We start from the raw sequence: 26,394 nt of genomic DNA, 5'->3' as shown, positions 1-26,394 counted from the left end.
ACGTCCGTTTCGATTTCCTCTCCTCTGTCGAGCCTGTACGCAGATAAAACAAGGCAATCGGAACAGGGTGGTCCATCAGGGCTTCTGCTGCGTGCCAAGCCGGCTTGAAAGCCATTCCTTCAACTCAGGTCTGTGGATGAGCGAGAAGTGGTTGGCATCAACGCGATGCAACAGAACCTTTGCGCTCGTCAGTGCAGACCAGCCGTCCAGGTAATCGCCGTCGGCTCCCTCTGTCGCCCGAACCAGATGGATCGATACATCCGTTCGCTCGGGGACGTATTCGAGAGCTGCCTTGTAGTTCGCCGAATAGACGGCAAACAACCGGCGCAGATCCTCCGCCGTGCCCCCCGGGAACATCAATTCAAACTGAGGGAACCCGAGTGCCTGTTCGACAACATCCTGATCCGGCTCAAACTCCACATCCGCTGCGAACAAGTCTCTCAGAAACGCTCTTTCACACGCTTTTTCAAAACCGGCTTCCTCAAGCCCTTCAGTCTGTTCGAAAGCCCGCAAATCATCGGGCGCATAACTGTCGACCAGCCCCAGAAAGCTGACTTCCTGCCCGTTTTCGGAAAGCTGCCGCGCCATTTCGAAAGCGACGATACCGCCAAACGACCAGCCGCACAGGCGGTATGGCCCATCAGGTTGCACCTTGCGAATTTCCTCGCAACAAACTGATGCCAGTGCCTCTACGCTTTGCGGTTTGCAATCCTCGCCGGGCCTCAGTCCATTGGCACGCAGTCCATAAAGGGGCGTATCCATGGTCCAGGCATCCACCAGTGGCTGATAAAAGCCCAAGGTTCCGGCCGCTGCATGCAAAAGGAAAAGCGGTTTTTCTTGCTTTGCATTGTCGCTCAGGGCGGCATTTTTCAGATTTACAAGCAAAGTCCCTTGTCCTGAGGGCACCTCAATCGGACCCGGATTTTTGATTGCTCCTTCCTCATTCTTGTCCTGAAGCAGCCTGGCCTGGCCCGATATCGTATTGGCCCTTGCCAGATCGGTAACCGACAGCTCCGTTCCAAAAACCTCTTGAATACGGCTCAAGAGCCGAATGGTCAGCAGACTGTTACCGCCTGCCTCTCCGAAATCGTCATCAGCACCAAGCTGGCTCGTGGCAAGGTCTTTGCCGAGCACCTCATTCCAGATTTCAACCAGCCGGCTTTCATGCCAACCGTGCGTGCGCGCCCCTGGTTCGCCCATGTTCCGGCGGCGTGTCTTCTTCAATTCTGCCAATGATTTGCGATCAATCTTGCCGCTCACCGTCTTGGGCAATCCCTCAACAATGACCCACTCGACCGGCACCATGTAGGCCGGGAGCATTTCTGTAACATTCTTTTTCAACTCAGCTGATTGAACCCGATCATCGACTGAACCGACATAAGCTGTCAGAACCCTGTCGCCCGCCGAATTGCTTTCCAGGACGACCGCCACTTCGGCAATTCCGTTTGCCGAAATTGCAGCTTCCACTTCTCCAAGCTCGATCCGGTGTCCCCGCACCTTCACCTGATCATCAACACGGCCGTGAAACTCGACAAGTCCTCCACTGTGCGGTCGGAAAGATGCGAGGTCCCCGGTGCTGTACAACCTGATCGTTCTCTTGTTGAGGCTGTACATGCCAAACTTTTCGTCGGTCAGGTCCGGTTGATTGTGATATCCGTCCGCCAGCCGGTCTCCGCCAATGTGCAATTCTCCAATGATGCCGTCGGGCACCGGATTGCCGTCTTGGTCAAGGATATAGATTTCTGTGCCAGGCAGAGGCCGTCCGATCGGAACGCTTCCCTCAAAACCATCGGACTTCACGTTATAGACAAGCGCAGTGATCGTCGCCTCGGTTGGCCCATAGGCGTTGATCAGACGCCGGTCGGGCAGATCGCAGGCTTTCCAACGGCTCAGCAGATCAGGTGTAAATGCTTCGCCGCCAACGACAAGCAGCCTCAATGGCAGTGCCGTCAGGTCCTCATCGTTCATTGTCCAGGATCTCAGGAGTTCACTGAGATAAACAGGAGGCAGGTCCGCCACCGTTACGCCTGCCTTTTTCAGAAATGTCAAAAATGCCCCGGGTGACTGAAGATCCTTGGGGTGCAGTTCCAGACGCCCGCCCACGGTCAGGATCGGCAGTATTTGCTCCAGTGCAGTGTCGACGGAGGTGGAAGCGAACTGCAGCACCACATCTCTTGGAGACAAGCCGTATTCTTCGCCAATGATCTGGCAGTGCGCGGACAATGCCTTGTGTGAAACAATTACACCCTTCGGCCGGCCCGTGGAACCTGAGGTGTAGATGATATAGGCGGGATCGTCCGGCTTGACGTTTCGGACAGACAACCGGGTGAAACGGCTTTTTAGGCTGCTCCGTCGATTCTCAAGATCCAGAACGTGCCTGGGCGGGTTTGGAAGATCTCTCAGCTTCTTGACCCAGTCGCCTTTAGAAACCACTGCCAAGGCACCCGCGTCCTTCAAAATGAAGGCAACGCGTTCCTTAGGCAGGTCCGGGTCGATCGGCACCCAAACAGCACCGACGCTCATGGCAGCCATCAACGTTGCAATTCCGTCGCTCTCGCGTCCCAGCAGGACAGCGATGCGGTCGCCGCGTTCGAGCGAGAAACTTTCAAGCGATCTTGCAATCTCGTGGCTTCTGGCAATCAACTTCTTGTAGGACAGGTTAGTGCCATTCCCTGAAATCGCGACGGCGCTAGGTGTCCTTTTGGCCTGGTTCAGGATCAATTCATGGATGGGTGTTTCGGCAACCGCCGCCCTGCCCGACCGGTTCCAGTGATGCAGCGCCCTGTCTTCTTCGGCAGCGGTCAGAACCGACATTTTCGAAAGGGAAAGCCCGCTGCCCCCCGCCATAAATTCCAACATCTCCTGATAGTGCTGCAGCATCAGCGCCACTGTGTCGGACCGGAAAAGGTTGCTATCAAAGTTGGCAACCAGGCGAACATTGCCGCCAGTCTTTTGAATTTCTATTCCGAACACCGAACCGCCCGTCTGCCGTATCTCGGGCATCAACTCAACTTCGCCGCGGGCAAATACAGAGTGTTCGCGCAAATGATCGCCGAACCCCTGGTAGGCGAAGGTCACCTCATAGGGTGCTTCACCGGTCTCGGTACCGCCAGTCTCACGAGCGACTTCAGCAAATGGATACTCGCTCTTGGCAAGTCCGGCTGCGAGTTCCCCGTCGACAAAGTCCGCGAATTCAGCGTCCGTTTGACCAGGATCGATAGCCAACCGCAGGGCGACGATGTTGGCACAGTAACCGACTGTTTCCGCAAATCGCCGCATTGGGCGGCGAAGGGCCGGGATACCGATCACAAGGTCCTGTTGGCCGGTGTATTTGTAAAGAATTGACGCGAATGCGGACAGATAGACAGAACTCGCGCTAACACGCCGCTCTCTGGCGCGTTGGTCCAGTCTGCCGGCGAGATCGTCAGACAATCTCACCACCAGGCTCTCGCTGGCACCGGTTTCTTGATGTCTGACTTTGTCGGCAATGGGCCATTGCAACCGAGGTAGCGGCCCCTTGAGCATGTCCAGCCAATATGATTTCTGTTCCTGGCCTTTTTGCGAGCGTATGAAACCGGCCTCCCACTGGGCAAAGTCGGCATAATCGGCTGACAAATCGTTTTTTGCTTCAGGCGCTGATTCACCGTAAGCGAAATGGGCATAGGCACTCCAAAAGTCCCGAGCCAAAATCTCAGATGTGAGCCCATCGGTTATGATGTGGTGCGCCGTGATCAGAAAAATACTTTCCTGACGGTCCAGCTTTCCGCCTGCCGCATGCTCAACTCGGAAAACACCTTTGTCGAGGTCAAACGGAATGGCAGCTCGCTGTTTCAGACAAGCCTCTGTTTCGATCTCCTTCGAAAGCGTGATCGGCTGGACCTCGATGCTGCCCGACATTGCGGTCAGGGCCGCTGTCTCGCCGTCAAGAACAACCCTGGTTGCCAGAATTGGATAGCGCAAGACCAGCCAATCGACCGCCTGCTGCAGGGCCTGCCTGTCCGCCGAGGTGCATTTGAAGGCCATTGGAACGTTGTAGTCTGAGCTTCCGGGATATAGTGACTGGTAAACCCAGAGCCCCTTTTGCGCCTCGCCCAGAGGTACATAATACGGTCCTGCCCTGCCTGGCAGGTGATCGATCGAGGGTGTGTGTGCTTCACCAGGTGGAAAAGTCTCGACAATTGCGGCCAACTGAGACGGTGTCTGCTCCCAGTCCAAATCATCATTTTGAAGAACCACACCAAGTTCTTTCTCCAGCTCGTAACCAAGCCGCATGCGGGCCATTGAATCCACGCCAAGAGCTGCAAAACTCGCATCACTTTCAATATCGGCGGCAGCCACCCCCAGCTCGCGTGCCAGAGTGCTGCAGATAACCTGTAAAGCTCCCGGCCGTTTGCCTGCAGTTGTTTTTTGCGCTGTCCTGGAAGGAGGGGATGCGTTGATTGTCCCTGTATCGGGTTCCTGCGCCTCGGACTTCAGCCAGTGGCGTTCACGCGCGAACGGATAACCTGGCAGGACCAGCATGGGTCCGGATCTTGAAACAGCGACAGCGTCGTCGGAGACGGGTTCTCCATGAAGCTGTGACGGCAACGGGCTTTCGAGTTTTTCGATAAGTTCCTCGATGTTTGACGCTGAATAAGTGATGCCAGCGTCAAGGGTTTCCCGGCCAAAGGACAGTGTTCGTGAAAGAGCCTCTAGCGAGAGACTATTTGCAGAACGAAGGTAGCCGGCGAGTTCTTTCCGAACCTCCTCCAGTTGGCCTCTGGTGCGGGCAAATACCGGGAAAGGACGGCGGATGCGGGGCTCAGGAACAGGATGATGCTGAACAGTGGCCGGAGCCTCTTCCAGTATTACATGAACGTTCGAACCGCCGGCACCAAAGGAGCTGATTGCAGCTCTGAGAGGCGTTTCCCGGGTGGTTTCCCAGACTTGTCCCTTTAACTGCGGCTTGAACGGCAATCCGTCAAAAACGCCCTCAACTCCTCCTTTGACGAATGACGGAAACAACTCGCGGTGCTGAAACTGCAGCAGCACCTTTGTCAACTGAGCCAAACCCGAAGCGGCTTCTGCATGGCCCATGTTGGTCTTCACAGACCCGAGGGCAACGGCATTTTCGTGCACCGGACGTCCGGTGAAAACTTTGGATAGAGCCCTCAGCTCAATCCTGTCGCCTATGTTGGACCCGGTTGCCGCAACTTCGATGTAGTCAATCGTATCCGGATCAATACCGGCGCTCTCGTAGGCCCCCTGAAGCAGTTTGACTTGTGCGTCGGCATTTGGGACGGCGTATCCGGCGGAATGGCCGGAATGATTTGCAAAACCTCCCTTGATCACACCCAGCACATGGTCCTGGTCTGCCAAGGCACGATCCAGCGGTTTCAGCAGCACGGCTCCCACACCTTCGGCAGGTAGATATCCATCTCCTTCACCAAGGGACCGCTTCTGCGGATCAGAGCTAACCAGTCCGGCACGGCTCAAGGCCTCGAATTTCAAAGGGTGAATGGTGAGATTGACACCACCGGCAAGCGCCAACTGGCATTCGCCGGCGTTGAGGCTTTGGCAGGCCTGATGGACGGCCTGAAGACCTGACGAGCACATGCTGTCCAGCGCGATACTCGGCCCCTGGAGGTCAAAAAAGAAAGAGACCCTATTTGCGATCGCCGAATATGAGTTCAAAGCCAGCAAGGCCTTGGCATCTTCCTCGACGGCCAGGCCCGGATACTGGTTGTACATGGCTCCGACAAAAACGCCGACGCGCTTGTCATAGTGTTCGGCCAGATGCGGCCGGGTATGGCCAGCGCGCTCAAAAAGATGCCAGGCTGTTTCCAGAAACAGCCGTTCTTGCGGATCCGCAAGATCCGCCGCGCGGGGTGAATAACCGAAGAAATCGGCATCGAAACAGTCGACACCTTCCAGGAAGGCTCCCCATTTGCAATAGCTGGTGCCCGGTTCTCCTTTGGACGAAGAATATCGTTTCAAAAGATATGCGCGGTCCTCCGGGATCTCTGTCACACAATCACGGCCTTCGCGCAAAAGGTCTGCGAAACCCTCAATCGTCTCCGCACCCGGAAAACGCCCGGCGACCGCGATGATCGCGATCTCCCGATCCCTGAGTGAACCATCCCGTTCAGAAGCGCTTTCTCTCAACGGCGGTGCCAACAGCTCAGCGCTGTCCGACGTTCCGTCAAATGCGGTTCCCCCTCGCCCGAGAAGTTCGTCTGCCAGACGGCCGATGGTTTGAAACTCAAACAGAATGGTCTGCGACAGCGGGCCAAAATCACGCTCCATGGCCTCGACGATCTCCAGCGCGGACACGGAGTCCACACCGAACCGGTCGATTGTGCTCTCCTCGTCCAACCGATCTTCCGGGATACCGAGACACTTGGAAAAAGCTGTCTTGATCGCAGCAACAATTGCCATGCGTCGGAAAGCTCCCGCTTCGTTTGCGGAAGTTCCGGTCATTGTTGCTTTTGAGATGGTGCTTTCCGGTTTCTCGGAGGATGACCCGTCTCCGGGTCTCATCATCTCGCGCAACCGGGCATGATCGCCTTCAAGAACCAGAACCTGTTCCCGTTCAACAGAGGCCACGATCACATCGAGCGCCGCTATTGCCGGTCCCGTTTCCAATGGCTGGACTCCGGCGCTGCGATCCATGAGCCGGATTGTGTTGGCGTCCATCTGCATGCCGCCATCGCGCCAGTAAGGCCAATCTATGGAAACTGACCGACCCCGGCGCAAGCCCGCCTCCGCTTGTACATTGCGCCAGGCTGCAAAGCGATCAAGGAACGCGTTGGCCGTGCCATAATCGGTCTGTCCGGGATTTCCAAGAGCGCCGGTCGCGGAGGACAGCAACACAAAAAACTCGATTGGCATGGAACCGATAGCTTCGTCGAGCACTGTTGCTCCGGCAACTTTTGGAGCAAGAACGCTTTTGAATGTGGTCTCTGTCTTCCGGCTCAGTAAGCCGTCCTTCGTAACCCCGGCTCCGTGGAAAACACCGGTCAGATCACCATCGGATTTCCGAATTTCGTCCAGCAGAGCCGAAACCGCTGCCTTGTCAGTGATATCGACCGGACGGTAACGGACTGTCGCTCCCGTCATTTCCAGATCGCGCACCTGCTGTTCGATCACCTGGTCAGGGGCGGAGCGCCCCGTCAGCCACAGGATCGGTTCTTTGGTCCCATCTGCAATTGCGCGGGCAATGTGAAGACCCACACCACCTGCGCCACCGGTCAGCAGATACACGCCCCGGTCTTTCCATGGTCTGGTCTCATCAGTCCTTTCAGGCTGAATTTCATTCCAGGAGCGGACGAAACGCAAACCTGACAAATACCGAATTTCACACTGTGTTCCGGCGGTATGCGCATCAGCTTCCAAGCAGTCCGCAAAATTGCCCGCAGACGTATCTGTGCCGACAAGTTGACAGGACCATTTCTTGTTTTCCAGAGCGGCGGAGCGCAGTAAACCGGACAAGCCTTCCAACAAACTGCCATGCCTGTCCGTCGGCACCACGACTTGAAGAGTGGCCTTTAGCGGCCCTCCCGACAGTGTCTTTAAAAACGTGAATAGCTGCAGCGCGCAGGATTCAAATACCGCATGCGGCTCAGCCTCCTCGGTTACGAGGCTAAGAACCGTGACACCACGCCGCTCCAGCTCATCAGCCAACAACGGGTGGGAAGTTCTCACCCCGCACAGCACACAGTAGCGGTTTTGAACGGAGGCATTCCTTCCGGAGGGACGCGGGATCTCAGCCCAAACCGGTTCAAATAACAACGGCAGCATTTCCCGGTGTTTCGACGGTCCGGACGGGGTCAAGGTTTGAGGCGCCGCATCGGGCAGCCAGCAATAGTCTTCCGCAAACGGGTAGGTCGGAAGACTGATTGGCAACGGGTCCCGGTCCACCCTCAACGCAGCCCAATCGACATCACCAAAACGCACCCACCGGTCAGCTGTTTCGGAATACCGATTTGGGGGAACACCTTCGCGCGTTTGGCGCTTTGCGCCGTTGTGAAAAATTCCCTCGATCGCAGGAGCGTCCGCCAGATAGCAATCCAGCTTGTTCACCAGATCAGCCCTATCATCGGCGACAATCGCCAGACGCTGCTCAAAAGTTTCCCGCCCCTCCTGCAGCGTATAGGCCACAGACGGCATGTCTTTGTCTTCGAGCTGTTTCAGGTGGTTTCGAAATCTGGAGAGAAGGACGGACAGACGTTCCGCGTCCCGGGCAGAAAACGGATAGACCGCAGGACCAATTGGCGAAACGGGCTCCGTTTCCTTCTCATACTCCGCTACCACGAAATGGGCGTTCGAACCTCCGGCCCCAAAGGAGGAAAGACTGGCGATCCTGGCCTGGGCAGTTCCTTCATTCCAGTCTGTTTCCCAGGTTGCAAGCTTTTGCTGGACTTGAAAGGGCGAGGCATCAAAATCTATATGAGGATTGAGACGGTCCGAGTGCAACGACGGCACGATCTGCTTGTGTTCAAACTGCAGCAGCACTTTGGTTAGACCTGCAATTCCCGCCGCGCTTTCCGCATGTCCGATATTGGATTTCACGGAGCCGATAGCACATCGGCGGGAGCGGTCCGAAACCCCGCCAAAAACGCGGGTCAGAGCTTCTATTTCTATCGGATCGCCGAGACTGGTGCCAGTGCCGTGGGCCTCGACGAAGCTGACTTCTTGCGCGGTTATGCCGGCATTCGACAGCGCCTTTTGAATGACGGCCGACTGGGCGGACAGATTGGGCACGGTATAGCCGTTGGTCTTGCCGCCATGGTTGAGCGCTGACCCTAAGATAACACTGTAGATCCGATCACCATCGGCTTCCGCCCGGCTCAGCGGTTTGAGCAAGACAGCTCCAACGCCTTCTGCGGGGACATAGCCGTCACCGCCCTCACCGAAGCTTTCGCATCGACCTTCGCTGGACAGAAAACGTCCCTGTGCCAGTGCGAGGTACTTGTTGGGATGGGTTGTCAGATTGACCCCGCCCGCAAGAGCCACGGAGCATCCGCCAGACCGCAAGCTTTCGCAGGCCAGATGGATAGCCGTCAGGGACGACGAGCACATGGTGTCGAGCGCAAGGCTTGGCCCGTTGAAATTCAGAAAATAGGAGACACGGTTTGCGATGGAAGCCGGGTTGCCTGACAGTGCAACCGGATGCCCGGCAGCGGCCATGTCGCGGCCATAGAGCTGATACTCCTCCCACATGACCCCGACAAAAACGCCGGCATCGGCGCCTGCCAGACCGTTTGCATGGCCGTTTGCATGGCCGGTGAGAGACGCCCGCGTATAGCCCGCATCCTCAAGTGTTTCCCAGGCACATTGAAGAAACAGCCGCTCCTGGGGATCCATAAATTGCGCTTCGCGCGGAGCGATGTTGAAAAACATCGGATCGAAACGATCATGTCCCTCGATAAAACCGCCCCACCTGCTTGTGGTTTTCCCTGGTTTTCGCTCGGGGTCATAGTGGTCGGAGTGATCCCAACGGTTTTCGGGAATCTCGGTGATACAATCACGCCCCGCCGCAAGGTTTTGCCAGAACTCCTGTGGTGTTCGGGCACCCGGATACCGGCCGGAGAGCCCAATTATCGCGATCGCGTCGTTGGAGCGCTCACCCGTGGGCGCCACGTTCTGGAGCGCAGGTGTCGAAGCGACGAAATCCCGCTGGTTCCCTTCTCCGCCAAACATCTCCGCAAGCCGTTGCCCGTGATGTTCCTGAAAGTATCCGATCAACTCTTCCAGAGACTGGTGCTCAAAGAACAATGTTTTGGGCAGTTTCCCGAAATCGCGCTCCAGAAGGTCCGTCAGGCGCATAATCAGCACCGAGTCGATGCCGTAATCCTCAAGAGGTGCTGACAATGAGATCAGCGAGATTTCAACTTCTGTTTCCCGTGCGATCAATTCGGCAAAATACTGCCCGGCAGCAATCCCTGCCGGTGCGCCAGACCCGGTCGCTTGAGCAACAGCAGATGGCCGTTCCGTGACTGGAGCCTTCAGCTCCTTCAGCGAAAAACCCTCAAGTCGGACACAGATTTTGCCCGTCTCGCCGAGCAGATCAATGTTCAGTTTTCGAATGCCGCTTGCTGCCGGCAAAACTGACAGATGCGCCCACATGTCCGGAACCGTCGGGCCGTAAACCGTCAATCTATCGATCGCGAAGGGCAGAGCGAGCCCCGCGTCACCATCACTGGCAAAGGCGACAAGAACAGCCTGAAAAGCAGCATCGAGGATGCTGGGGTGCAGCAGGAAATCACCTTCCTGATCCGCGATCACACGCGGCACACGCAACCGGACAAGGACGCCGTTGCCTCCCGTACTCAACTCCGTAATCGCGCGGAGCGAGGGGCCATAATCGATACCAAGAGCCGAGTAACAGGCATAAAGCCAATCCGGGTCATGCGCTGTCCGGCAAATCTCGTGAAGACTGTTCAGGTCAACTGATGAAGGCTGGATGGCAGCCGGCAGAGCGGAGACCTTACCCGTGACATATGGGACCGGCTCTCCGGTTTCCGGCACAAGCTTGAATGGCACTGACGCGGTTTCCTGATCTCCAAACAGGACCTTGAGCGCTTTCTGACCCGCGTTGAGTTCAACCGGCCGACGCCACGTCACGTCCGTCAGAGCGAACGGTATTTGGGCAATACCCGGTGCTGCCAGCGCGGCCTGACAGGTAATCTCGAGACTCATCGCTCCAGGCAAGATGCGGTTGCCTCGCACGACATGATCCTTGAGGTAAAACGCATCTGCCTCGACAATATTGGCGGCAGATGCATCGGCATTCCCGGTCTGGCCATCACCGTCCGCGCTGTCCGTCTCGATCCGGAATATGTCCCGGGCGAAGGAATAAGTCGGCAATCTCAACCGTCGGTGTGAACCGGGATTGACGATCTTCCAGTTTATTTCTCCACCATCTATCCAGTGCCGGGCAATTTCGTCCGGGTGGGCACCAGGCCTAAGCAAAACGCCTTGAGGCGGGCTCCAGTTATCAGGACCGGCGAACACTGTTTCCGCTGCCTCACCCCGCAGATACCGCAACAGGTCCGTCCGGAGATCATCCAAATGCCTGCAGACAATTGCCAGACGCACTGCCATATCAGCCCGGCCGACCTGCAAGGTGTAGGCGAGATCCGCAAGGCAATCATCAGGAACTTGCCCGGTATCAAGGTGCCTCAACAGAGCTTGCGCACTTTCGTTCAACCGGGTTTTATCTCTTGCCGACAGCACAATAATTTGCGACGGGACGTTTTCTGGATGAAGAGGATGCCGATTTTCCGCAGGACGGTACTCCTCCAGAATCGCATGGGCATTGACGCCGCCAAAGCCAAAACTGCTGACGCCTGCACGCAGCGGCTGTTCGATACCGCTCTCGTCGGGAAGTGGCGTCCATTCTTCCCGTGCTCGAACGACACGGAACGGAGTGCCATCGAGATCGATGTAGGGATTGATTTCCTTGCAGTTCAGGCTAGGAGCCAGCGTCCTGTGCTCCATCTGCTTGAGCACCTTGATCACGCCGGCAACCCCGGCCGCAAGCTCAAGATGGCCGATATTCGTCTTGACCGACCCCAACCCACAGAGGCCGGTATTCCGCATTTCCGTTTGTCCCGATGGTGACCGGAATGCGGACTTCAGAGCGTTGACTTCTACCGGGTCACCAAGCGCGGTTCCGGTTCCATGTGCTTCGACATAGCCAACAGTTCGCGGATCCACCCCAGCGTTTTCATAGGCGGCCGTCAGAAGGTCGGCCTGAGCACTTGTGTTCGGTGCTGTCAGAGAATTGGCATGGCCGCCATGATTGATCGCTGTTCCCCGGATAATGGCCAAGATCGGATCACGATCGCGTTCAGCATCCGACAAGCGGCGGACAAACAGCATGCCCACGCCTTCGCCGCGGACATAGCCATCTGCGTCCGCAGAAAAAGTCTTGCAACGGCCGTTCTCGGACAACATACCAGCGCGGGCAAAGTTGATATGAGCTTCCGGTGTGAGGATGGTATTCACCCCGCCGACAAGCGCCATATCACAATCACCAGCCTTGATTGCCTGAACCGCGCGGTGCAGTGCGACGAGCGAACTGGAACACGCTGTCTCGACGGGTTCACTCGGCCCGTGCAAATCCAGAAAATAACTGATCCGGTTGGGACCGACGGACGGCACAGAGCCGGTCGCGACGTATCCCTCGCCTCCCGCGTCGCTACCGATCTGACCACGGTAGCCACTGGACGAAGTGCCGACAAAAACCCCGACTTTCTTCCCGGCAAGGCCGCGCGGCGAATGGCCTGCATCCTCAATCGCCTTCCAGGCATGCGTCATCATCAGACGCTGCTGTGGATCCATCAACTTGGCTTCGCGTGGCGAAATACCGAAAAAGAGCGGATCGAATTCGTAAACACCATCGATGAAACCGCCCCAATGAATATTGGTTTTTCCCGGCTCTTCTCTCGGATTCCCATCGACTGCCTGCCACGACCAGCGATCGGCTGGAATTCTCGATATGCAGTCGCGTCCGGCAACAAGATTGGACCAGAATGCATCACCATCCTCAGCCATCGGGAAGCAGCAGCTTTGGCCAACGACCACGATCGGGTCATCAGCGGCCTGAAGGGATGAAACTTGCGCCGCCTTGGATGCGTCGTCACCGGACTTCTTTGCCTTGCCGGGTACTGATGCAACGGCCCCTTCTTGCTGACCTGGTCGCGACATACCAAGCTGCTCATCGGTGAGGCCGTCACAGATATGATCTGCCAATCTGGCAAGGGTTGCGAATTCGAAAAAGTCCGCCGGAGTGAGTTCAAGGCCGAGATCAGCGTTAATTTGCGTTGCAAAACCAGTCATGCTGACGGAATCGAAACCAAAGTCGCCAAGCTCCGTATCGACATCCAGCGATGACGGTTCCACCTCCAACGTTCTTGCGGCAATATTTGTGACGATTTCAAGCGTCTGCTTCTGACGGCCGGCCTCTTGCGCGGGTTCGCCGAACACGGTGTCAGCACCTTCCTTGGAACCGGCGGAAGCCGGACTACGCGTCACAAAACCTTCGAAAATGACTTTGATATTGCCCAGATCATCGCAGAGGCTGATATCGAAAGAAGCATCTCGTTTCCGAACAACGGCCCACATCTCCGGGTGTGTCGGACCGTAGACTTTCGTGCTCCGGACGGAATAGGGCAGCGCAAGCTCATTGCTGCCTGAAGCATCTGCTTGCAGCGCAAGAACGGTCTGCAGAGCCCCGTCAAGCATGGAAGGATGCAAGGCAAAGCCGGTATCCGATTCCCTGGGCAGTTCCAGGCGCGCGACCGCCGTGTCTTCACCGCGCCAAATCCGGTTGAGCCCGCGGTGTGCGGGACCATAGTTCAGACCAAGGTCTTCAAACTGCCGGTACAGTTCAGCGACATCAACCGGCTCCGCCGCGATGCTTCGTGCTGCAGGCAGGTCCAGAGCCGGACTGGAAACGGACAGCAGCTTGCGAAGAACTCCTTCAGCATGCCGCTGCACCCCGTCGGCGGATTTCGCCGATATGACATAACGCGCGTTCTCAACCGGGCCATCCGGCAGCGACACTTCAAGCTCCACCTCGCCCGTGGTCACCGGGACACTTCCGACCCAGGTATGGCCTGTCAGCTCAAAGGCTGTTGCATCTCGTGGTGAGCTTGCCAAACACCGGCTCAAAAGCTCGAGCGAAAAAACACCGGGCAAAATCTTGGACCCATGGACCTGATGATCGCGCAGGTAGCTTTCCGAGCCGTCCATGGCATGAGTGAAGGCAGTGTGCGGCAGGGAGGCCTTTTGACGGCCCGGCGTTTCACCAATCCAATAGCGGGTCCTGGAAAAAGGGTACCCCGGCAGTGCCACCCGGGCACCTGGGCGTCCTCTGCGAACAGTAGCCCAATCGACACCAAATCCATCGACCCAAAGCGCCAGGAGATCATCCGCGCGACCCCTCGTGGCAAGCCCGGCCGCCGCCTCCCGCAGCGGGCCGTCGTTTTCCAGAACCGAAGTTCTCTTGCGGCCGGACTTCAGGTTCCCGGCATGAAGCTTTCCGGTATTGCGCCCGTCGACGAAAGCCTGCAACCTCTCCAGAAGGACTGAATGACTGCCCGCCAGGAAGCCGAGGCGGAATTCCATGGCTTCCCGGGCCTGCTGAAGCGTGAAGGCAATATCGGAAAGCTCAGGTATGTTTTTGCCAGAAGACAGGAACTGGATGAACCGTTCTACGGTTTCCTTCAACTGGGCTTCTGTCCTGGCCGACAGGATGATCAGCTCAGGTTCGTCAACTCTATAGTCTGATGGTGGCGAGATGGCAGGTTGGTATTCTTCAAGAACGACATGCGCATTCGTTCCGCCGAACCCGAAACTGCTGACACCCGCCCGCCGCGGGAGATTTTCGCCCTTGTCCGTGAAACCGGGCTTCCAGATTTCGGCGCGATCTGCCAGATGAAACGGACCCCCTTCAAGTTTCAAATACGGGTTGGGATCACCGCAATTCAAAGACTTGACGATTTCGCCGTGACGAAGTTGCAGCAGTACCTTGATCAAACCGGCAATGCCGGCGGCAAGTTCCAGATGGCCGATGTTTGATTTGACGGAACCTATTGCGCAATGTTGGCTTGGGGCAGCCCCGTATACAGCTTCGGCTTCTTGGGAAAGGTCGGAAAAAGCTGCCGTCAGGGCTTCTATTTCAATGGGATCTCCAAGCGGCGTTCCCGTGCCATGTGCCTCGACATAGCCAACGGTTCTCGGATCAATTCCTGAGCGTCTATATGCGGTCCGGATGAGATCTGCCTGCGCTTTGGGATTGGGTGCCGTCAGGGAGGCAGCATGGCCACCATGGTTTTCCGCGCTCGCCCGGACAACCGCCAGAATACGGTCACCATCCCGCTCGGCAGCCGCCAGGGATTTCAGCATTACAAGCCCGATCCCCTCTCCCCTGGCGTATCCGTCTGCCCGGGAGGAAAACGGCTTGCATCGCCCCTCGGGCGACAACATGCCTGCCTTGGCAAATCCGACGAAGGCTTCGGGAAGAAGCAACGTGTTCACACCGCCGGCGATCGCGTGCAGGCAATGACCCGAGCGTATGGCCTCAACGCCCCGGTGCACTGCGATCAGGGCGCTTGAGCACGCGGTTTCAACCGCAATGCTTGGTCCATGAAAATCGTAGAAGTAACTGATCCGGTTCGGTCCGAGAGACGGTGCCAATCCGGTCATGGAATAACCTTCGACCTGAATGCCCGCCTCCGCGACCAGCCGACTGTAGCCTGTGTCAGCAGTCCCGACGAATACACCGGTATCGGAACCAGCGAGAGACGAGGGAGCATATCCTGCATCTTCCATGACCCGCCACGCCTGCGTGAGCAGCAGGCGGTGTTGTGGATCCATCATCCGCGCTTCCGGTGGTGTGACACCGAAAAAAGCGGCATCGAACTCTCCGATGCCCTCGAGAAAGCCACCCCACTTGACGTTCCCCTTGCCAGATTCCGTCAGCGGATCCCCCCAATAGTCCCGCCAGTCCCAACGGTCTTGCGGAACCTCCGAAATCGCATCCCTTCCCTCTTTCAGAAGTTGCCAGAAAGCCTCCACATCCGTGGCGCCCGGGAACTGGCCACTCATGCCGATGATGGCTACCGCGTCATCCTGACGGTCCGGGCGCTCATTGATCACCGCGGCAGCGGGGACTGAGGGTGCCAGATACTTCGCAGGCTCTGTCGGATCACCGGGAATTTCGAAGCCCGAATTTCGTGCATCATTTTCAGACCCCGACGTGCCCATGCCAGGAGCAACTGGGATGCGACTGCGTTTCTCATCACACAGATGCGCTGCAAGTCCCGCCAACGTCGGAAACTCGAAAAACAGTGTTGGCGTCAGCTCGAGGTCAAAGTGTTCGTTCAGGCGATTGGCAAACTGGGTGAACCCGATGGAATCGAAACCGTATTCCGTCAATTCTTCGTCCGGATCGAGATCTTCCGGCTGGACCTTCAACTGCTCGCTGGCGATTTCCGTCAAGCTTTCCAGAAGCCGCCGGTGCAAAATTGCGGGGTCAGCCGATTTCTTGGACAATTCGGTGTCGACAGGTAGAATCGGCGGTTGCTGAATTTCTGTTTCCGGTTTGAAAACCTCTTCGACAAAACGGCGGATGCGATCAGCCTTGCCAGTAGCAAACATGACGCGGGATGCAGTGCCAGCGAGCGCTTCGTAGAGCGCCTTCAACCCATTTTGGGTCTCAAGCGAGGCAAGACCCGTCGTTCGGCGCATAAGATCTTCTTGCACCTTCGACAAAGTCATGCCGCCATCGCGCCAAAGCGGCCAGGCAATCGACACCGTGCGACCCTGGCATTCTCCTCTCAAGCGGCGGCTTTCGCGTTCGTGCGCAAAACCGTCGATAAATCCATTGGCCGCGCAGTAGTCCACTTGCCCGGGATTTCCAACAACTCCTGATATCGAAGAATAGAGCGCAAAAAAATCAAGCGGCTCGGTTCCAAGGGCGTGGTCCAGGGCGATTGCTCCGGACACCTTCGGCGCTAGAACACAGTCCAGCTGTTCTGGTGTTTTTTGAGAAAACACCCCATCGGCGATGACACCGGCCATATGTATGACGCCGTTCAACTGTCCGTATTTGCGGCGTAAGTCTGCCACAGAGCGCATGACCGCTTCTTGATCCGACATATCAACCGTCAGGTGATGAAGGCCGGAGGTCTTTCTGATCCAGTCGGCGAGCGCTGCATCGGGATCGCTCCGGCTCGCCAGCACGACAGTGCAATCGGTGACGTGCGTGAAAATCTCCCGGGCAAGACCTTGTCCCAGCGCACCGGTTCCACCGGTGATGAAATAGACACCGCCCGTCCGCCAGGGAACGTCTTCAGGTGTGGGCGATGCCGGCACTTCTTCCCAAATTTCTTCGGTAAGCGCACCACTTTGAAGCCTGAGGACAGCACCTGCCGGGGCCACAGGATGCCCGGTCAGCACAGCCTGGAGGTTCTCAGGAGAAGGCCTTTCAGACAGCAAGAGAACCTGACCGCCTATCGAACGGTGTTCGCGGCGAATGCTGCGGAACATGGAAGCCAGCCCTGCCAATGCGGTTTGGTCTTCCGCAGCTTCCAGGATCAACTGGATCAGAACTTCACCGCTGGAAAGCTCTCCCTTTGCAATTTCGAGAATTTGGCGTGCGAGCATGCGATACCGCTCATCCAAACGCGCAGCCGGGTCGTCATCGAGCAAACGCACGTCCCATTCCGGCGATCTGTCAGCCAACATGCCTGATATCTTCGATGACCCGACGATAAGAACGACCCTGCGCAGGCGTTCCTCAACGCCGGTGGTTGTCGGGAGCGGACGCTGCCGTGGCTCAAAACGGAGACATTCATTCTTCTTCGGAACATTGAGAGCCCTGGTCGCAAATCCCTTCAGGGCAACGCGCACGCTGCCGTCACCGGCGACAAGATCGACATCCATCTTCGGGCGAGCAGCTTCCCGACCCCCGATTGTCCGGACACTGACCCACATCTTCGGCTCACAAGGACCGAACGTTTCCGCACTGTCCAGTGAGAAGGGTAAAGCGGTTTCCGGCCCCTGATCATTCCAGCCAACTCCGATCGCCGACTGAAGCGCCCCGTCCACAAGACTTGGATGAAAAACAAAATTACCAAGTGAAACATTCAGGTGTTGAGGCAGTTCGATTTCGGCAAAAACCGATGAGTCTATCTGGTTCCGTTCGTTTATCGTCAAGCGGTTGATCACACGGTGGCCGGCCCCATAGGCCAGACCAATCCCATCGAAAGCGGCATAGACCTCGTCGTGGGTCAGATATTGACCGCTGGATTGCTTCAAAGCCTCGAGGTTTATGGATCTTTCGACACAAGAACCTGCTTCACTTACGTGCAATTGGGCATGCAGTTGGCGTTCACCAGTATCTGCCAAACTGGAAACTTCGACCCTGAAGCCGCCATTTTCTGCCGCAGCGAAATTGCAAAACAGTTCGGCATGTCCTTCTACCCGAAGCGGTGCCAGCCAGACGATCTGCCGGAGAAGCGGGTTTTTCAGACCGTTTTGAACGGCAGCCGAGCGCACTAGTTCCAGGTAGGCAACACCGGGCAGAACCGGTTTGCCGGCGACCTTGTGATCAGCGAGGAACACTTCCTGGCCGGTCAGAACCAGAGCAAACTGCCCCACCTCCCCCGGCTGTGGCGAGAGCGGGCCATTTTCATGCCGCGGGTTTGCCTCTTCAAGTGGCAACCAATACCGTTTGCGTTGGAACGCATAGGCCGGAAGCGATACGCGGCGCGGTCTCTCTTTCCCATAAAGACGCGCCCATTCGACGTCGCCGCCCTCAGCCCAATGCCGGGCGATGATTTCCGCGCTTCTTTTTGAAGGATTTAAAGGATCGGCTTTGCCGCGCCGCCCGCCCGGAACCCTTCCGGTGATAGCGGCTGTTGCATCGCCGCCAAGATACACTTCCAGTTTCCGCGCAAGGTCCTCGCTGCTTGTTGCAAGGAATACCGCGCGGCACCGCATTGCGTCCCGGCCGGCCTGCAGGGTGTAGGCAAGCTCACGCAGATCCGCCTGTCTTGCGACCGCACACAATCTTGCGATCCCTGCTTCAAGCGCTGCTTCGGTTTTCGCGGAAAGCGGAACAACAAGAGGTGTTTCAACCTCGTGCCATGCATTTCCGGCAGGGCGGCGGTACTCCTCAACGACCAGATGGACATTGGCCCCGCCTGCGCCAAACGAGCTGACACCCGCTCGCAAGGGCTGTGTCTTGCCATCAAGATCAAGACGTTTCCAGTCAGAGGCTTCCTGCAGCAGGTAGAACGGGCTGCCATCAAGGTCCAGCAAGGGATTGGGAGTACCGGCGTGGATCGTCTTGAAAAGCGTCCCGCCTTTCATCGCAAGCAGCACCTTGATCAGACCTGCGACACCAGCCGCTGTTTCCGTGTGCCCGATATTCGATTTGACCGACCCAAGTCCAATGGACGCCTGCGCCGGAGGGTCCAGGCCCCAGTTTTCATAAAGTTCCTTGAAGGCAAGTTTCAGCCCCTCGGTTTCAACAGGATCTCCGAGAGGCGTTCCGGTGCCGTGACATTCGATCAGGCCAATTGTGCGTGGATCGACACCGGCCTGTTTGTGCGCCTCGACGATCAAACGGGCCTGCGCTTTCGGATTCGGTGCAGTCAAGGACGTTGCGCTGCCACCATGGTGTTCAGCAGATCCCCGAATGACACCCAGGATCGGATCGCCGTCTCGTTCGGCCAGGTCGAGCCGTTTCAGTAGCACGGCCCCAACACCATCGGACCGGGCATACCCATCCGCGTCCCGGGAAAAGGCTTTGCAGCGGCCGTCCTGCGTGATCATTCCCACCTTGGAAAACATGATGTGCTGCATCGGTGACAACAGCAGGTTCGACCCTCCGGCAATCGCCATTTCGCAGCCTTCAAAGCGAATGCAGCTTACGGCCCGGTGTACCGCGACGAGAGAGCTTGAACACGCCGTATCCACCACTTCGCTCGGCCCATGGATATCCAACAGGAAGGACAGCCGGTTCGGGCAAAACGCATGACCGAGCCCCGTAAGCTGCTGGGCGTCCATTATTCCCGCGCGATTGACCATATTGGTGTAGTCGAGCAGGTTGATGCCCAAAAAGAGGCCTATCTTTCGGCCTGCAAGCGACCCTGGAGCATATCCGCCCCTCTCTATCAGGCTCCACACACATTCCATGAACAGCCGGTGTTGCGGGTCCATCAACTCTGCTTCGCGCGGTGAGATGCTGAAAAACCCCGCGTCGAAGTGATCGGCCTGGGGAATGAAGCCACCGAATTTTACATCGGTGAAGGCACCCTTCTTGGGATCCCCGAATACACTCCTCCAGTCCCAGCGTTCTGCCGGCACCTCCTCCATACAGTCATCGCCAGCTGCCAGATGACTTTCGAATGCCTGCAAATCCGGGCTTTGAGGAAACATGCCTTCCATCGACAGAATGGCAATCGGGACAGCGCCCGCTTCTTGCTCCGATGGTTTCACGTGAGGGATGCTTTGCTCCGCATGAGTTGTTGCCGTCCCGCTGGGTTTGGCATCATGCGGTTTTGCCGGTTTGAACACCGCGCGATATCTGCGCATCCATCGGCTTTCGGCTCCGGTTTCGCCCTCGTGAGTGTCAGCTGTGTCCGCCTGGCCGGCAGGTTCACTGCCGCGCTCGTGCCGTCGATTGGCAGAATTCGCGATCGGAGTGTTTTCCATGATCGATGCGGCGTAGTGTTTCTCGATCGGTGAACCATACCGGTCCATCAGGATCGCGCCGAGGTCATCGAGGTTTTTGGCCTCAAAGAATGTGGTTGGAGCTACGGAAATTGCGAAGTGTTTCGAGATCTGCGCCATGATTTCGGTGATCGCAATGGAATCAACACCGAAATTGGCCAGGTTTTCCTGAGGATCGAGTTTGTTTTCCGGAATGCGCAAGGCTGCGGCTGCGATCTTGCAGACATCGGCAGAGAGGAGGTCGGATGCGGCAACCACCTCCCGGGGTGTTGCGACAGCATGTGCCAACCGGGTGGCATCCTGTGCAGCCAGGCGCACATGTGCCCGCTCGACCAGCTCCTTGTCCAGAAGCTGAGCCATTCGGGTCCGCGTGTCGCTGGGGCCAGGGCTCATTCTGCAGCCGCCTCCCGAGACCTGTCTGCATCATCACCCAGCATATCGCGGTAGTGGCGCATATGGCCGAGAAGTTTCCAAAGATCGGCCTCCCACTGATGCCGGTAGGAATCGATGAAGTAATTCTGTCCGAGATCCGGCGTGTCGGTTTTCTTGGCTTTCAGGAACTGCTCCAAGCCGGGCGTCCTGCCGAACAGGGCGCGGGCATAGTTCAAAACGAACAGACCCTGGGTTTTCAGCCCGTCTCCCAGTCCACCCGCAGCATTTATGAAACCCATGAACAGGATGTTGTCCAGATCGCGCGGCGTGGAATGCAAGAATAGATCAGGGATATCTCCCTTCCACTCCAGCAAACCTTTGTCGAGAAAAGGAAAATCGCGGCTATAGCCAGTCGCGTAAAGCACCAGATCAACGTCTTGCCTGGTTCCGTCCCTGAAGATGGCAGTCTTGCCCTCAAAGCATTCGATATCGCCTTTTGGTGTGATATCACCATGGCCGATGTAGTAGAGCAACAGCGAGTTCATCACCGGATGGGCCGCATCCAGCGGATAATCAGGCTTCGGAAGACCGTAGTCTGTGCCATCGTATCCGGCGAGCTTGAAGACTTCCTCGATGTAAGCAAGCGTTTCTTCTTTGGTCGGAAACTTGTTCCCCAGCTCCATCATCCATTGAGGGGTGGGTTTTCCATAGATGAATTTCGGCTGGTAGTAATATCCGCGCCGCGTACTGTGCGCGACGCTTTGCGCCGTTCGCGCGGCGTCAACGGCAATATCACACCCAGAGTTACCGCCGCCGACCACAAGAACCCGTTTTCCGGCAACCTGGCTCGCCGACTTGTAGTCTCTGACATGGAGGATTTCGCCCCGAAAATCGCCAGAGTAAGCAGGCTCCGGATATCGAGGGACGCGCTGCAGGCCATTGCAGACAATCACCAGCGGATAAAGTGCATCATGCCCGGCTCGGGTTTGAAGCCGCCAGTTTTCGCCTTCCTGCGTGAGTTTTCTAACCGGAGCATTGAAGTGTGCCTGGTCATAAACACCAAACTCCCTTGCATAGGAGCGGATATAGGCCAGCATCTGCATGTGGTTCGGATAGTGCGGATAGCTTTCCGGCATTGGAAAGTCGGCGACCTGAGTGTTGAACTTCGGCGAAATCAGATGAAGGGACTCATACGTCCGGCCACATTCGGCCTCCGCATTCCAGACACCTCCGAAATCAGCTTCAGCCTCATAAAGATCCACCTCTATGCCGCCTTCAATCAGCTCACGCGCTACCCCGATGCCCGTTGGTCCACCCCCGACAATCGCAACCTTGTTTGGCACAGTGCTCATGAGGGAAGGTTCTCCTCGATCGCAAAGCCCTGGACCTTATCCAATGTCGTCAATTTGACACCAACCAGCCGCAGGCTTTCATTTCCGTCCGTATTGTAGACCTCCACCGTGACACCATTGGAAGATCCGCTCGCAGCAGACAGTTTCACGGTGACCTGATCGCTGGCAGGTTTAAAGCCATACATGGCCTGAACACTCATGGGGAACGGCAACGCCTTCGGGCCATCATGTTCAAACGAGGTGTCCGACACTGTGAACGCCAGCAAGCGCCAGACCGCATCCAGAATGAAGGGATCGAAAACCATACCCGCCGCTTCGGCAGCGTCATTCGACGGGCGCGTGAGCCTCGCCCAGAACACAGCGTCGTCACGGCATACCTGATCAACCCGTGCCATCTCAGGTGACGGCGGACCGGAGTGAATAGAACAAACTTCGGCAAAACTTCGGAACACGTCGGTGATTTCTGTTCCCGGCAGCGGTTGATTGCCAGCCAGGGTCTTCCCGGCAGGCGCTGCCAAAGCCCCGGAAACGCTGGATCCAAGATGGCACGGATGTCCGTCCTCTCCGTCAGCTTCGACCCTGAAAAGCAACCCTTCGGCATCGGACATCACCGAAATATTCAGTTCGCGCGGCTTACCGTTTATTGCAACCGGCGCTCCCCACAACAGGTGCTGCAATCCGTTGACCCGCGTGCCGGTCAACCGCTCCAAAACGCTGCGAGACATTTCAGGCAGCAATAGCCCTGTCATCAGTCTTTGCTCGCCGCTTGTATGCGTCGTCAGGTAGGGCTCGGCGCCGCTCAACCGAATAGTCATCTGGCCGACTTCGCTCGCTATCGCCTGTTCGCCAAACCAGGACGGACCACCCGTCAAAGGCTCGGACACTGCCGGGCTTTCGTGGTTCGCGGCTTCCGGTTTTGGCCAATATGCAGTTTTCCTGAACGGGTAGCCGGGCAAGTTGATCCGCGCAGTTTCGGATTTGGGCCATCTCAAGTCAACGCCGCCGGCCCATAGCGCCAAAGCCTTGTCCACTTGACGCGCATCACCAGACCGGAGCCACTTCTCTCCCAGCGCCCGCACTTCCCCATCCTGTTCAAAGCCCGACGAACCGGTGTTGCCGTTTGACGTGAAGTGCATGCCCTCAAGCGGAACCCCGTTTGCTGCAGCTGCCAGTTTGCGCAGAAGATCCGTCCGGTCGTTGAAGACGAAGGCCAGCCGGTCGCAAAATCCGGACCGGCTCGCCTGCAGGGCCGCGGCAAGACCGTCCAGATCGATGTTCTGCCGCGCCGTGACAAAGCGCTCAACCTCTGCCGCGTAGTCGATCAGACGATCTTTGTCTTTGGCAGACAGCACGAAGGCACGGGGCTTCATCCCTCCAAAATCCTTGGTTCGCGCAACGTGTTCTTCAAGTACCAGATGCGCATTGGTGCCGCTGAAACCGAACGAACTGACGGCGACACGCCGCGGTGCACCAGCCTTGTCTTGCTGCCACTCCTCCAGTGACTTGCTGACTGAAAAAGGTGTCTTGGAAAACGGGATATGGGGATTTGGTATGTCGATATTGATTGAAGGCGGGATCTGCCTGTGTTCCAGCGCCAGCATAGATTTCAAGGTCCCTGCAACCCCCGCAGAAGCAAGCAAATGACCGATGTTGGATTTTACCGAGCCGATCGGACAACTGTATCCTGCCGCAACATTTTCAAACGCGTCGGTCAATCCTTCCACTTCGATGGGATCGCCCAAGGGCGTGCCCGTGCCGTGGCACTCCAAAAGTCCAATGCTCGCCGGATCGATGTCGAACCTTTCGTAGACCGATTTGATAAGGGCGGTCTGGGCTTTCGGATTTGGCGCCGTAATTCCGTTGGTGCGCCCGTCCTGATTGGTCCCCCAGCCGCGAACAATAGCTCTAATCGGATCGCCGTCCCGTTGCGCTTCCTCCAGACGCTTCAGCATGACGACACCCACCCCCTCTCCGGGGACAAAGCCGTTTGCGCGTTCGTCGAAGGAAAAACACCGTCCATCCGCCGACAGCATGCTCACCTTGGCCGTATCTATGAACATTTTCGGACCAATAAGAACGCACGCCCCGCCTGCAATCGCCAGGTCGGAAGTGCCCGACAGCAGACTTTCGCATGCCTGGGCGATGGCGACCAGAGAACTGGAACATGCCGTGTCCACCGAGATCGAAGCTCCGCGCAGATCGAGCAGATAGGAAATCCGTGCGGCCAGGATCGACCCGGAATTTCCGAGAAGACTGTAGGTATTCTCCTCCTCGATCAGGCCCTGGTATCCGCTCGGACCGGACGCCGCATAAACGCCGCACCGGCTGCCGGAAAGTTGTGCCGGATCTATCGCGGCGTCCTCAATCGCGTGCCAAGCCGTCTCCAGGAAAAGCCGTTGCTGCGGGTCCGTAAACACTGCTTCCAATGGCGTGACGTTGAAGAACTCGGCGTCGAAACAGTCAATTCCTTCGAGGCAACCCATCCACTTGCAATAGGTTTTTCCCGGAGCCTGAGGATCAGGATCATAGTACCGGTCGATATCCCATCGTGTGGACGGAACTGCGTCGATACAGTCCCGGCCAGACGCAATATTCTGCCAGAATGTCTCGAGGCTTTCCGCCTTTGGAAACTTGCCGGATGCGCCGATGATGGCGATTGCTCCGCTGCCGGTAACTGGTTCTGTCTTTGCTGCATGCAACGTGACCGGTGCCGGGCCGGATCTACCCGGTGGCGGCTCGACAGGCTCCTCCGAATGATGCTCTTCGCGTTCCCTGACCGGATTTTCCGCCGCCGAGATCAGCCCGGCAATATGCGAGACGAGCGCACCTGCGGTTGGATGCGCATAAACAGCCGTCGCGGGGAGATTGATTTCATACTGCTCGTTGAGTTTTCGGATCCATGTCACGGCAAGGATCGAGTCCAGCCCGAGATCCAGGAAGGCAGACTGATCGGAAATCTCTCCCGGATCGATCATCAGGTCCTGTGCGAGCGAGGTAATGATGTCTGACCGCAGATCTTGATCGACGGCACTTGCTTCCTCCGTGCCTTCGACGGATGCGGCAGCAGCCGGTTGTTGCCCGGCTTCGGCCTCCTCGCGCGGTTCATCTGCGTTACCGGCACCAATCACCTCTGCAACATGACCGGTCAGAGCCTGAACCGTCGGATATGCATAAACGGCCGTCGCCGGTAAGGCGATGTCGAACTGCCTGTTGAGATTGCGGATCCAGGTAACGGCCAGAATTGAATCCAGTCCAAGTTCCAGGAAAGTGTCCTGTGGCCGGATGTCAGATGCGTCAATCATCAGGTCATTCGCCAATGACATGATCAGATCCGCTTTCAGTGCCGACCGGTCAAGATCAGGCTCTCTTTCAGGTTCCCTCTCTTTGGACCCTAAAGTTTCGGAAGAAAACTTGGCTGCGATCCGCTGTTTGACGTCCTGATTGCCGATGAAAGTCTTCTCGTGCATGGCAAGTTCGCACTCAAGAACCTTTTCCAGCGCAAAGCGGACACCCTCGGCATGCCCTGTTTTTACGGCAATCAGCCGTTCAACCGGTTCCCTGGCCAGCGCATGGGCTTCGTCCAAGGCAAAACCAAGCACATCGCGCGCCGGATGACTTGTTGCACGCTCTGTTCTGTCTGACAGGTCTTTGCCCCGGTACTGTCGCGCCGAAAACAGGATTTCCCGTCCAAGTTCATCACCTAGTCTTTTGGGGAAGATCAGTGTTGCCCCGGCTCCAGGCGTAAAACCCAGCAACAGATAGTTGCTTTGGTAGATCGCCTCGTCGGCCATGATCGTGCGATCGCAATACATGCCGAGAGACCAGCCGGCTCCGATCGCATGCCCTTGCATAGCCGCAATGACAGGAAGGCGACACTCCAAAGGCAGGGAATAGATCTTCCGGTCTGTAAACCGGCTACCACCTTGCTGAAGATCGTCGAGCCCTTCCCGGGTACCGCCACATGCGAAATAGGTGTCGTGCCCAGTCAGCACCACCACCTTGGCCTCCGGCAGCAAAGCGACGGTTCCGAAGGCCTCTTCTAGTCCGTCCATGAAATCGGGCGTGAACATGTTGCGGCCGGACCGCTCCAGCATGGTTATGAGAGCCACCCCATCCTCAAAGAGCTCAAGGCGCATCACATCCGTCTTCAAGGTGATCGGTCTTGAAGACGGATGTGGCTTCCTGCCCTCGGGGGCCCGCACCGCATTCATGGGGAACAGCGCAGCTGTGTTGTCACCAAGAAGCTGCGGCAAATCGCGACGCATGTGCTGCTTCAAGAGAACCAGCGACTTCCGCGGTCCCTGTGCGATATCTTTCGCCAGCGCCAGGGCCGCGTCATACTCCTGCCCGGCGTCCACCCGAAGTGCACCACGCCATTCTTCCCTACCGAGTGCGACAGACCGTCTTGCGACAATGAAATCGGCGACAGCAAGAAGTG

At 57.2% G+C, this 26,394-nt stretch carries 3 protein-coding genes (1 of these 3 running past the window's edge); all 3 read right to left on the bottom strand.

Annotation, left to right across the window (positions count from 1 at the left end):
• Positions 1–75: 75 nt before the first annotated feature.
• Tightly spaced (each overlapping or abutting the next), the 3 genes in view from LA5095_RS32300 to LA5095_RS32295 form a layout consistent with a single transcriptional unit that may run on beyond the window.
• Complete coding sequence (locus LA5095_RS32300; protein WP_145902518.1) at positions 76–20,625, bottom strand: non-ribosomal peptide synthetase; 20,550 nt, start codon at positions 20,623–20,625, stop codon at positions 76–78.
• Complete coding sequence (locus LA5095_RS03740) at positions 20,622–21,956, bottom strand: flavin-containing monooxygenase (protein ID WP_055112032.1); 1,335 nt, start codon at positions 21,954–21,956, stop codon at positions 20,622–20,624. Before LA5095_RS03740 ends, LA5095_RS32300 begins: the two co-directional genes overlap by 4 nt.
• Positions 21,953–26,394, bottom strand: partial view of an SDR family NAD(P)-dependent oxidoreductase gene (locus LA5095_RS32295; protein WP_055112030.1) — the 3' end only. 16,237 nt of this gene lie beyond the right edge of the window; only the last 4,442 of its 20,679 coding nucleotides appear in the window; its start codon lies beyond the right edge, outside the window; its stop codon occupies positions 21,953–21,955. The genes LA5095_RS03740 and LA5095_RS32295 overlap by 4 nt, the downstream gene beginning before the upstream one ends.

This window comes from Roseibium album (genome assembly GCF_001404515.1).
Taxonomy (GTDB): domain Bacteria; phylum Pseudomonadota; class Alphaproteobacteria; order Rhizobiales; family Stappiaceae; genus Roseibium; species Roseibium album.
This window is presented reverse-complemented; position numbering and strand designations above follow the sequence as displayed.